This window comes from Streptomyces sp. NPDC090045, assembly GCF_044747975.1.
Classification (GTDB): Bacteria; Actinomycetota; Actinomycetes; order Streptomycetales; family Streptomycetaceae; genus Streptomyces.
Window position 1 is genome coordinate 423594 of the sequence record NZ_JBIVFA010000007.1, and the last position, 10715, is coordinate 434308.

Below are 10715 nucleotides of genomic sequence, written 5' to 3' on the forward strand. Positions count from 1 at the left end.
TGGACCGCGTACGGCGCGGCTGATCGCGCGAACGGATCGTCGGAGGGACAAAGCCGTGGAGGTCAAGATCGGCGTGCAGCACGCACCCCGGGAGATCGTGCTGGAGAGCGACCTGAGCGCCGAGGAGCTGGAGAGCATCGTCACCGCGGCGCTGTCCGGCAACGAGCCGCTGCTGAGCCTCACCGACAACAAGGGCCGCAAGGTCCTGGTGCCGTCCGACCGCCTGTCGTACGTCGACCTGGGTGAGCCGAGCGTGCGCAAGGTCGGTTTCGGCGCGCTCTGAGTGCTTTGAGAACTGTCGCAAACGGCCCGGTGGTTGATTCCACCGGGCCGTTTCTCTTTCTTCCGCTTCGGGTAGGACGGCAGTGACTCGGTTTGCCCTGACGTATGGGAGAGACCTCATGCTGCTGATGGAAGTGCTCGGCTCCGCTCTGTTGGGCCTCGCCCTGTCCGCAACAGCCGCCCGAGTGCTCGCACGCCGACTGCCGTCCCGGAGAGTGGTGCTGGTCAGTGGGGTGCTGGGGGCGCTGTTCGGGGCGTATCTCACCCACTTCGCGCTGGGTCCCGGGCACAACACCCTGACCGCGACCTTCGTCGGCGGGGTGCTCGTGTCCGCGGTGGTCCTGTCCCTGCTGCTCCGTCCGGCCTCCGGGCCCCGCAGGCCCGCGCACAGGACTCCGTTTTCGCTCCCGTCGCGGGGGTGACCGCTGAGGGTCCGCGCGTCGACGCGGACCCGCCGCCGAGGAAGCCCTGACAGACGTACGCCGGCCCCGGCGCGCACGATGCGCGCCGGGGCCGGTGCATGCAGCTGTCCTGAGCCGTACGGGGCGTACGGAGGCGTTCGGTCAGGCGGCGAGGCCGAGGGCCGCCATCCGCTTGGTGTGCGCCTTGGTGATCCGGGTGAACATCTCGCCGACGGCCGCGAGGTCGAAGCCCGCCGCCATTCCGTCGACGCCGCCGACCAGCATGGTCGAGAGCGCGTCGCGCTCGGCGACCACGCGCTGGGCCTGCGAGAGGGCCTCGCCCATCAGCCGGCGGGCCCACAGCGCGAGCCGGCCGCCGCAGCGCGGGTCCGCCTCGATCGCGGCGCGCACCTTCTCGACGGCGAAGTTGCCGTGGCCGGTGTCGTCGAGCACGCCGAGCACGAGCGCGCGGGTGTCGCTGTCCAGGTGGGAGGCGACCTCGCGGTAGAAGTCGCTGGCGATGGAGTCGCCGACGTACGCCTTGACCAGGCCCTCCAGCCAGTCCGAGGGAGCGGTCTGGCGGTGGAAGTCGTCGACGCCCTTGGCGAAGGGCTCCATGGCGGCGGTGGGCTCGGCCTCGATGGCCGTGAGCCGGTCCCGCAGCCGCTCGAAGTGGTGGAACTCGGCGGAGGCCATCGCGGCGAGCTCGGCCTTGTCGTCCAGGGTGGGCGCGAGCTTCGCGTCCTCCGCGAGGCGCTCGAAGGCCGCGAGCTCGCCGTACGCGAGCGCGCCGAGCAGGTCCACGACGGCGGCCCGGTACTGCGGCGAGGCAGAGGCGGTCGCCCAGTCCTGGGAAGCGATACCGACGGCTTCGGCGGGGGCGCTGTCGTCGGCGGGCGAGGCGTTTTCTACGGTCGACATGCTCCGCACAATAGCCCGCCGAATGGCCCTCCAAGGCACCATGCCGGTTGACCGCCTGTCCAGCTAAACGCGTCTACCCGGTGAATTCACCCGACACACCTGCGCGATTCCGGGGTACAGTGGTAATGCGCCTGCCGAATACTCGGCGGGCCATCCGAATGAGGATGCCCGGTCGGTGGCCCGATCGGCTCCAACCGACCGCCCTCGGTGTGGTGCGTACGTTCATGCGTACCGCCTCCCACGAGGGGCCCCCTCAGCGGCAGATGCGCCTGAGCGAAGGCTAGTGGTCCCGCGCAGCTTCGTACGTAGCAGTACTGCAAGCACGGCACGGTACGACCCCCCTCGCCGCCTCGCGCCGCGTCTCACAGAAGAGGCAGCACCCTGACTACGTTCCGAGACCTCGGGATCCTTCCCGAAACTGCCGAAGCCCTTGAGGCCGTCGGCATCGTGTCCCCCTTCCCGATCCAGGAGATGACCCTCCCCGTCGCCCTTTCCGGCACGGACGTCATCGGCCAGGCCAAGACCGGAACCGGCAAGACGCTCGGTTTCGGCCTTCCCCTGCTGGAGCGGGTCGTCGTCCCCGCGGACGTGGAGGCCGGCCGGGCCGAGCCCGAGCAGCTGACCAACGCTCCGCAGGCCCTCGTGGTGGTTCCGACCCGCGAGCTGTGCACCCAGGTCACCAACGACCTCCTGACCGCGGGCAAGGTCCGCAACGTCCGCGTCCTCGCCATATACGGCGGCCGCGCGTACGAGCCCCAGGTCGAGGCGCTCAACAAGGGCGTCGACGTGATCGTCGGCACCCCGGGCCGCCTGCTCGACCTGGCCGGGCAGAAGAAGCTCGACCTGTCGCACGTCAAGGCGCTCGTCCTGGACGAGGCCGACGAGATGCTCGACCTGGGCTTCCTGCCCGACGTCGAGAAGATCATGGGCTACCTGCCCGCGAAGCGTCAGACCATGCTGTTCTCGGCGACCATGCCGGGCGCGGTCATCGGCCTGGCCCGCCGCTACATGACGCAGCCCACGCACATCCGCGCCGTCTCCGAGGACGGCGAGGGCGCGACCGTCGCCAACATCACGCAGCACGTCTTCCGCGCGCACAACATGGACAAGCCGGAGCTCGTCTCCCGCATCCTGCAGGCCGAGGGCCGCGGCCTGGCGATGATCTTCTGCCGCACCAAGCGCACGGCGGCCGACATCGCCGAGCAGCTGGAGAAGCGCGGCTTCGCCTCCGGCGCCGTCCACGGCGACCTGGGCCAGGGCGCGCGCGAGCAGGCCCTGCGCGCGTTCCGCAACGGCAAGGTCGACGTGCTGGTGTGCACCGACGTCGCCGCGCGCGGCATCGATGTCGAGGGCGTCACCCACGTCATCAACTACCAGACGCCGGAGGACGAGAAGACCTTCCTGCACCGCGTGGGCCGCACCGGCCGCGCGGGCAACAAGGGCATCGCCGTCACCCTGGTCGACTGGGACGACATCCCGCGCTGGCAGCTGATCAACAAGGCGCTGGAGCTGGACTTCCACGAGCCGGTGGAGACGTACTCCACGTCCCCGCACCTGTTCGAGCAGCTGAACATCCCGGCCGGCACCAAGGGCATCCTGCCGCGCGCCGAGCGCACGCGGGCCGGCCTGAAGGCCGAGAACCTGGAGGACCTGGGCGAGACCGGCGGCCGCGGTGGCCGTGGCGGACGCTCCGGTCCGGCCGCCGCCGCCGTGGCGACCGAGGAGCGCCCCGCGCGCACCCGTACGCCGCGTCAGCGCCGCCGCACCCGTGGCGGTGCGGAGCTCGCCGAGGGCGCCGAGGCCGCCGCCGTCACCCCCGTGGTGGACGCGCCGACGGCTCCGGCCGCCGACGAGCCGCGCCGGCCGCGCCGCCGCCGCACCCGTGTGGCCGCGGTGCCGGCTCAGGCCGTCGAAACCGCTCAGGCCGCACCGGCCGCGGTGACCGAGGCCCCCGTGGCCGCGGTGACCCCGGTCGCCGAGGAGGCCCCGGCCAAGCCGCGGCGCACCCGCACCCGCAAGGTCGTGGAGAGCGCCCCGGAGCCGGACTTCCAGACGGCCGCGCCCGTCGAGCCCGCGCCCGTCCGGGTACGGCGCCCGCGCAAGATCGTCGAGACGGCCCCGGAGCCGGACTTCCAGATGGCTCCGCCCGTCGAGCCGGTGAAGGCGCGGCGCACCCGCAAGGTCGCGGCCGCCCCGGTGACCCCGGTCGCCGAGGTCACCGCCGTGGCCGAGGAGGCGCCGGTCAAGCCGAAGCGCACCCGGACCCGCAAGGTCGCCGAGGCCGCTCCGGTCGCCGAGGCCGCCGCCGTCGCGGTGGCGGAGGAGGCTCCGGTCAAGCCGAAGCGGACCCGTACGCGCAAGGTCGCGGAGGCCGCTCCGGTCGCCGAGGCCGCCGCCGCGGCCGAGGAGGCGCCGGCGAAGCCGAAGCGCACCCGCACCCGCAAGGTCGCGGCCGCCCCGGAGGCGTAAGCGCACCCGAGCACCGCACCGACGGCCCCGTCCCCCTTCCGAGGGGGCCGGGGCCGTCGGCGTACCCGGGGTCGTCCGGGGAGGCGTATCCGGACGTCGTCCGGGGGAGGCTGCGCCGGGAATCTACGGGCCGGTAACCTCGGGCTCATGAGCAAGCCGCCGCGCCTCACCCTGCCCTCCGCCGCCCGTGCGTACCGCCTCACCACCGACCGCGGCGAGTTCGCCGTGCACGAAGCCGGTGAGCCCGTCCGCGGCACCGCCCTGCTGGTCCCCGGTTTCACGGGCAGCAAGGAGGACTTCATCGGCCTGCTGGAGCCGCTGGCCGCCGCCGGGTACCGGGTGGTCGCCGTCGACGGGCGCGGCCAGTACGAGACGCCCGGCCCGCGCGAGGAGGCCGCGTACGCGCTGGAGGAGCTGGCGCAGGACGTGCTCGCGCAGACCGGCGCCCTGGGGTCGGACCGCGTGCACCTGGTCGGCCACTCCCTCGGCGGGCTGATCTCGCGCGCCGCGGTGCTGCGCGACCCCTCGCCCTTCGCCTCGCTCACCCTGCTGAGCAGCGGGCCCGCCGCGATCGCCGAGGAGCAGCAGGCGCGTACGAAGCTGCTGGTGGCGGCGCTGGAGACGATGGGCGGGGACATGCCGGCCATCTGGACGGCGATGCGCGCCTACGACCCGCAGGACGCGGCGGCGGACTCCGCCGAGCTGGCGGAGTTCCTGCGCGGGCGGTGGGTGGCGACCGTGCCCGAGCAGTTGATCGTCACGGGCCGGGTGCTGATCTCCGAGCCGGACCGGGTGGCGGAGCTGAGCCGGACCGGACTGCCGAAGCTGGTCCTGTCCGGGGCCGTCGACGACGCGTGGCCGGTCCCGCTGATGGACGAGATGGCGCGGCGCCTCGGCGCGGAGCGGGTGGTCGTCCCCGGGACGGGGCACTCCCCGAACGCCGAGGATCCGGCCGTCACGGCCGCCGCGCTGGCCGCCTTCTGGGACACCTGCACCCCCTAGTACTTAGCCTGTCGAAAAATTTCCTTAGCGTAGGGAATGATTGCGGCTTACACTTCGTTGAACCCTGTGCAAGGAGACACTGACGAAGGGAGAAGCCCCATGCGCTTCGAGATTCTGCGCCTGGACGACGTCGACGGATCCGCCGTGGACAGCACCGTCGTGGACGCGGCCTCCGTCAACCGGATCGTGCAGCACGCCGCAGCCGTCGGCCAGCGCATTCTGATCCGACCGGCCGAGAGTGCGTCCAACTGACGCTCGCACGAAAACGTACGCGCCCCCGCACCGATCCCGGTGCGGGGGCGTTCGCATGCGCGGACCGTCGCGCCGTCGGCTCAGGAGCCCTGTACGACCTGGAGCACGCCGTTGATGATCTGCTGGACGGCGATCGCCGAGAGCATCATGCCCGCGAGCCGCGTCACGAGGACGACGCCGCCGTCCTTGATGACCCGGATGATCACCAGCGAGTAGCGCATGGTGATCCACAGCACGACGTGCATGGCGATGATCGCGGCCCAGACGGAGACCTGGCCGGCGGGCCCGTCCGCCTTCTGCACGGCCAGGATGACGGACACGATCGCACCGGGACCGGCCAGCAGCGGCATGCCCAGCGGCACCAGCGCCACGTTCACGTCCTTGGTCTGCTTCGGCTCGTCGTTCTTGCCGGTGAGCAGGTCCAGCGCGATGAGCAGGAGCAGCAGACCACCGGCGATCATCAGCGCCGGGACGGAGACGTGCAGGTAGTCCAGGATCTGCTGGCCGCAGATGCCGAAGACGGCGATGACTCCGAAGGCCACGCAGACGGCCTGCCAGGCCATGCGGCGCTGCACCTTGACGGGTCGGCCGGAGGTCAGGCCGAGGAAGATCGGCGTGATCCCCGGAGGGTCCATAATCACAAAAAGCGTGAGAAAAAGGGATCCGAAGACGGCGAAATCAAACACAGTGATGCCTTGCAGGAGAGAGGGGTGTCGCGAAGAAAGGAGTGTGGGACGGGTGGAGCGGGCCGGGAGGGGCCGGTCAGCGCTCGCGTCCGCCGGCACCGGGCACCGGGAAGGCCCCGGTCGCGCGGCGCGTGATCTCGCCGTAGATCTCGGGGTCGGTCGTGTACTCCCCGAGGCGGCAGGTCTTGCGGCTGCCGTGGTAGTCGCTGGACCCGGTGGTCAGCAGTCCGAGGTCGGCCGCCAGGCCGCGCAGCCGTGCGCGGGTGCCGGCGTCGTGGTCCATGTGGTCCACCTCGATGCCGTCCAGGCCCGCGGCCGCCAGCTCGGCTATCGCGGACTCGGGCACGCACCGGCCGCGCTTGACGGCGCCGGGGTGCGCGAAGACGGTGACGCCGCCGGCCGCCTTGACCAGGCGGATGGCGTCGAAGGGGTCGAGCTCGTGCTTCTCGGCGTACGCGCGGCCGCCGTCGGCGAGCCAGTCGGGCGTGAAGGCGTCCGAGACGGTGGGCACGACGCCCAGCTCGACCAGGGCGGTGGCGACGTGCGGCCGCCCGACCGATCCGTCGCCGGCGATCCGGGCCACCTGCTCCCAGGTGACGCCGACGCCGAGCGCCTGCAGCTTGTCCACCATGGTCCGGGCGCGCGGGGTGCGGTCGTCCCGGACGAGCTCCCGCTCGCTCGCGAGCTCGGGCTCCTCGGGGTCGAAGAGGTACGCGAGCATGTGCACGCCGATCCCGTCGAGCCGGCAGGACAGCTCGGCCCCGGTCACCAGGGTCAGTCCGGCGGGAAGGGCGGCGAGGGCCTCGCCGTATCCGCCCACGGTGTCGTGGTCGGTCAGCGCGACCACGTCGAGCCCCGCGGCGGCGGCGTTGCGCACCAGCTCGGCGGGGGTGTCCGTACCGTCGGAAGCCGTGGAGTGGGCGTGCAGGTCGATGCGCACAGCCGAGCTCCAGAGGTCGTACGGACGGGTGGGGGACGCTCCAGGATAACCGGGCGCGAGGAGCGCCCTTCCCGGAAGGATCTAAGCCGTCCCCAGGATGCGCGGGCTCAGGGCCCCGCACGGAAGGAGCTCGACCTCCGCTCCCGCGTCGCGGAGATCGGTGAGGACGAGCTCGTCGTACATGAGGAGGCCGGACTGTTCCGGCCAGACGATGGCCCAGAGCCACAGGCCCCTCGCCTCCCCCGCGAAGACGGCCCGGTCTTCGGGGGCTCCGTTCAAGTGCCACAGCGGGGTCGGGCGGCCCGCGGCGACGACCTTGGCATGGGGCGGTGACGAGACGTTGATGTAGGGGCCGGGGTCGGGCCCGTCGATCCCCGCGTACCGGGTGCCGAGGCCCACGCCCAGCTCCTCGGCGATCAGCACCAGCTCGCCGATGCCCCCCAGCGGACCGGGGCCCGAACAGGCCACGGCCGTCGCCCGGCCTCCGCTGCGGTCGTCACCGGCGGACGCGATCCCCGTGAACAGCCACCCCACCGGCAGCGGCCAGGGCATCCACACCGGAACCCGGGACCGGTGCGCGACGACGCCCAGGCCTTCGACACTGGGCGGGATGACGGGTTGCAGGGGGTGGACAGCGCCGTGCAGCGCGCACTGCCAGGAGTCGGAGAAAAGTCCGGGCGCCCTGACCCGGCCACCGCACTTCGGGCAACTTGGTTCACCCCTCATAAGAAGCCACGCTCCTCCCCGCCCGGCCGCCAGTCAAGGCGCGCTCACCCGTCCGGGCCGTCAGTCCAGTGCGACAGCGGTACGCAAAGGATCCCGCAGGTCCGTTCCGCGCGCGAGCCATCGTTCCTGGAGGGCGGCCGCGCCGTGCACCCGCTTCCAGGCGGCCTCGTTCGCCGTCATGGGCAGCAGGGGCAGGAACTGCACGGGATCCATCGGCTCGTCGAGCGCCAGGTCCTCCACCAGCCCCCCGGGTTCGGCCACGAGGACGGAGCTGAAGGGCGCCCCCTCCCACAGCGGCTCGCCCACGTCCAGCGAGGCGCCGGCGGCCACGATCAGCCCCTCGACCTGCGGGGAGGCGGCCAGCACCGCGAGCGGCCGGAGCAGTTTGTCGGTGGCCGCCAGCCCTCCCCGTACGGTCAGCACGAGCTCGGCGCGCGGGCCCCGTACGGGGTCGGCGACCACGGCGGTCGGATCGGTCATCGGGTGGGCGGACATCCCGAGGGTCGCGTACCGCACGAGGTCTCCCTCGGCGAAACGGAGTACCTCGATGCGGTCGGTGCCCAGGAAGGTGACGGCGGCGCGGGCGTCGGGTTCACCGAACGCGGAACGCAGCCGGGCTTCGACGAGGGCGAGAATTTCTGCCATGGGGCGAGCATAGAACTCGTATCAGGCGGGTAAAGGGCGGGCCTTGACCATCCGTCGGCTGATAGTGTTGACAGCTGTTCGGGGCCGCATGCCGAAGCATGCCTGGCACCCCGGAGACAGGACCTCCCCCACGGGGGACCGGCCGGAGGAGGTGGGGCTGCAATGGATCGAAGTCGATCGTGCAGTACCAATCGCTCTTCCGCTTCTGTGACGGGCGCATCCCGCCCCGTCTGATCTCCTGATCAGTAGAAGAGCGACGGCAGAACTTTGTCCTCCCGTCCTGTTCCCTCCCCCATGCCCGGGCCTGCCCGCCCGCGGCCCCGGAGGGTCTCCCACCCGTACGGTCCGCAGCCGTGCGCGAGAAGGAGCCTGCCATGTCGATGCTGCCCTACCTGCGTGCGGCCGTCCGCCCGTCGCTGCGCAAGTCCACGCCCGCCCAGCCCGGCTACGACACCACCCGTGACCCGTCGGCGAGCAGCGCGGTGGTCGACTGCGCCGTGTACCGCGACGGCCGGCGGATGCTGGGGCCGGCGTGTCTGACGCCCCGTGAGGCGATCCGCCGGGTCCGCGAGGACGGCGGTTTCGCCTGGATCGGTCTGCACGAGCCGACCGAGGCCGAGTTCGCGGGGATCGCCGCCACCTTCGGACTGCACCCGCTGGCCGTGGAGGACGCGGTGCACGCGCACCAGCGGCCCAAGCTGGAGCGCTACGACGACACCCTCTTCACCGTCTTCAAGACGATCCACTACGTCGAGCACGCCGAACTGACCGCCACCAGCGAGGTCGTGGAGACCGGCGAGGTGATGTGTTTCACGGGCCCCGACTTCGTCATCACCGTGCGGCACGGCGGCCAGGGCTCCCTCAAGGGGCTGCGGCACCGCCTCCAGGACGACCCCGACCTCCTCGCCAAGGGCCCCTCGGCGGTCCTGCACTCCATCGCCGACCACGTCGTCGACGGGTACATCGCGGTAGCGGCGGCGGTGCAGGACGACATCGACGAGGTGGAGAGCGACGTCTTCGCCGCCCCCGCCAAGGGCAGTACGCGCGGCGGCGACGCGGGCCGCATCTACCAGCTCAAGCGCGAGGTGCTGGAGTTCAAGCGGGCGGTCTCGCCGCTGCTGCGCCCGATGGAGCTGCTGAGCGAGCGGCCGATGCGGCTGGTGGACCCGGACATCCAGAAGTACTTCCGGGACGTCGCCGACCACCTGGCGCGGGTGCACGAGCAGGTGATGGGCTTCGACGAGCTGCTGAACTCGATCCTGCAGGCCAACCTCGCGCAGGCGACGGTCGCCCAGAACGAGGACATGCGCAAGATCACCTCGTGGGCGGCGATCATCGCCGTGCCGACGATGATCTGCGGGGTCTACGGGATGAACTTCGACCACATGCCCGAGCTCCAGTGGAAGTACGGCTACCCGATGGTGATGGCCTCGATCGTCGGGATCTGCTTCACCATCCACCGCGCACTGCGCCGCCACGGCTGGCTGTAGGGCGCGCGGAGGGACCCCCTACCCTGTCGGCATGACTCTCAGCACGCTCGACCTGGCCCTCGTCGAGGAGGCCACCAAGAAGTCCGGCCTGATCTGGGTCCGCGGCGCCGGGGCCGACCGCGCCCTGTGGCACGCCTGGGTGGACGGCGCGGCCCACGTCCTGGGCGACGGGCCCGGCGAGCAGCCGTTCCCGGGGCTCGCGGACGGTGCGAGCGCCGAGGTGACCGTGCGGAGCAAGGACAAGGGCGGCCGGCTGGTGGCCTGGACGGCGACGGTACGGGAACTCCCGCCCCGCGGCGAGGAGTGGGCGGCGGCGGTGGCCGAGCTCAAGGGCAAGCGGCTGAACGCGCCCGACTCCGAGGACATGACCGAGCGGTGGGCGCGGGAGTGCCGGCTGCTGCGGCTGGAGCCGGAATCGGTCTCCGACCTGCCCGGCGGCTCGCTGGCCGCGGCCCCCCTGGACTCCCCCGCGATCACGCGCAAGCCGATCCCGGCGGGTCTCCCCAAGCTCCTCCTGAAGCGCAAGAAGGCCGCCCGGGGCTGACCAGGACGAGTGTGTGCCGGGGCGCTCCCCGCAGGGCGCCGAACGCAAGGTGCCCCGGCCCTCCGACCCCAGGGCGGCTCCGGCGGGGAGGCCTGGTGCGGCTCAAAGAACGGGGCTCCGCCCCGAACCCCGCTCCTCAAACGCCGGAGGGGCTGGAGTTGGTGCGGCGAGGCTGGATGGTGCGGCTCAAAGATCGGGGCTCCGCCCCGGACCCTCCCCCAGACTCCGTCCGGGGGGACCCCCACCCCTCAAACGCCGGCGGGGCTGAAGTTTGCCGGGGGCGGGTGTGTGCAGGGGCGCTCCCCGCAGGGCGTCGAACACAAGGTGCCCCGGCCCGCCGACCCCCCGACACGTTCG

12 protein-coding genes are annotated in these 10715 nt (G+C 72.1%); 7 read left to right on the forward strand and 5 right to left on the reverse strand.

All coding sequences use genetic code 11. The features are described 5' to 3' along the window. Positions 1 to 55: 55 nt before the first annotated feature. The gene (locus ACIPYQ_RS21535) at positions 56 to 283 is read left to right on the forward strand and encodes a DUF3107 domain-containing protein (protein ID WP_030709995.1); all 228 of its coding nucleotides are present in this window, start codon (positions 56 to 58) and stop codon (positions 281 to 283) included. Between the two features lie 118 nt (positions 284 to 401). Next, positions 402 to 704: a hypothetical protein gene (locus tag ACIPYQ_RS21540; RefSeq protein ID WP_361770278.1), complete on the forward strand. Its 303-nt coding sequence runs from the start codon at positions 402 to 404 to the stop codon at positions 702 to 704. 141 nt (positions 705 to 845) lie between these two features. Here ACIPYQ_RS21540 and ACIPYQ_RS21545 read toward each other — a convergent pair whose 3' ends face one another. Beyond that, positions 846 to 1604: a ferritin-like fold-containing protein gene (locus ACIPYQ_RS21545; protein ID WP_401253365.1), complete on the reverse strand. Its 759-nt coding sequence runs from the start codon at positions 1602 to 1604 to the stop codon at positions 846 to 848. Between the two features lie 447 nt (positions 1605 to 2051). On the opposite strand from ACIPYQ_RS21545, the gene ACIPYQ_RS21550 reads away from it, so the two are divergent. The 3 genes from ACIPYQ_RS21550 (at position 2052) to ACIPYQ_RS21560 (ending at position 5327) form a co-directional block, all read left to right on the forward strand. Then, positions 2052 to 4073 carry a DEAD/DEAH box helicase gene (locus ACIPYQ_RS21550; RefSeq protein WP_401253368.1) on the forward strand — a complete coding sequence of 674 codons (2022 nt, stop codon included), beginning with the start codon at positions 2052 to 2054 and terminating at the stop codon, positions 4071 to 4073. Between the two features lie 147 nt (positions 4074 to 4220). Continuing rightward, positions 4221 to 5075, forward strand: coding sequence for an alpha/beta fold hydrolase (locus ACIPYQ_RS21555; RefSeq protein WP_401253371.1), 855 nt, complete (start codon positions 4221 to 4223; stop codon positions 5073 to 5075). Between the two features lie 99 nt (positions 5076 to 5174). Next, positions 5175 to 5327, forward strand: coding sequence for a hypothetical protein (locus ACIPYQ_RS21560; RefSeq protein WP_361770267.1), 153 nt, complete (start codon positions 5175 to 5177; stop codon positions 5325 to 5327). Positions 5328 to 5407: 80 nt separating this feature from the next. Here the strand turns inward: ACIPYQ_RS21560 and ACIPYQ_RS21565 are convergent, their stop codons facing one another. The 4 genes from ACIPYQ_RS21565 to ACIPYQ_RS21580 form a co-directional block, all read right to left on the reverse strand. Beyond that, positions 5408 to 6013 carry a MarC family protein gene (locus ACIPYQ_RS21565; protein ID WP_361768920.1) on the reverse strand — a complete coding sequence of 202 codons (606 nt, stop codon included), beginning with the start codon at positions 6011 to 6013 and terminating at the stop codon, positions 5408 to 5410. A 76-nt stretch (positions 6014 to 6089) separates the two neighbouring features. After that, the gene (locus ACIPYQ_RS21570) at positions 6090 to 6953 is read right to left on the reverse strand and encodes a PHP domain-containing protein (protein ID WP_401253376.1); all 864 of its coding nucleotides are present in this window, start codon (positions 6951 to 6953) and stop codon (positions 6090 to 6092) included. Positions 6954 to 7034: 81 nt separating this feature from the next. After that, the gene (locus ACIPYQ_RS21575; RefSeq protein WP_401253379.1) at positions 7035 to 7679 is read right to left on the reverse strand and encodes a DUF6758 family protein; all 645 of its coding nucleotides are present in this window, start codon (positions 7677 to 7679) and stop codon (positions 7035 to 7037) included. Between the two features lie 60 nt (positions 7680 to 7739). Next, the gene (locus tag ACIPYQ_RS21580; RefSeq protein ID WP_401253381.1) at positions 7740 to 8324 is read right to left on the reverse strand and encodes a suppressor of fused domain protein; all 585 of its coding nucleotides are present in this window, start codon (positions 8322 to 8324) and stop codon (positions 7740 to 7742) included. A gap of 374 nt (positions 8325 to 8698) precedes the next feature. On the opposite strand from ACIPYQ_RS21580, the gene ACIPYQ_RS21585 reads away from it, so the two are divergent. Continuing rightward, positions 8699 to 9814, forward strand: coding sequence for a magnesium and cobalt transport protein CorA (locus ACIPYQ_RS21585; protein WP_361768928.1), 1116 nt, complete (start codon positions 8699 to 8701; stop codon positions 9812 to 9814). Between the two features lie 31 nt (positions 9815 to 9845). Continuing rightward, positions 9846 to 10358 carry a hypothetical protein gene (locus ACIPYQ_RS21590; RefSeq protein WP_401253385.1) on the forward strand — a complete coding sequence of 171 codons (513 nt, stop codon included), beginning with the start codon at positions 9846 to 9848 and terminating at the stop codon, positions 10356 to 10358. Positions 10359 to 10715: the final 357 nt, after the last annotated feature.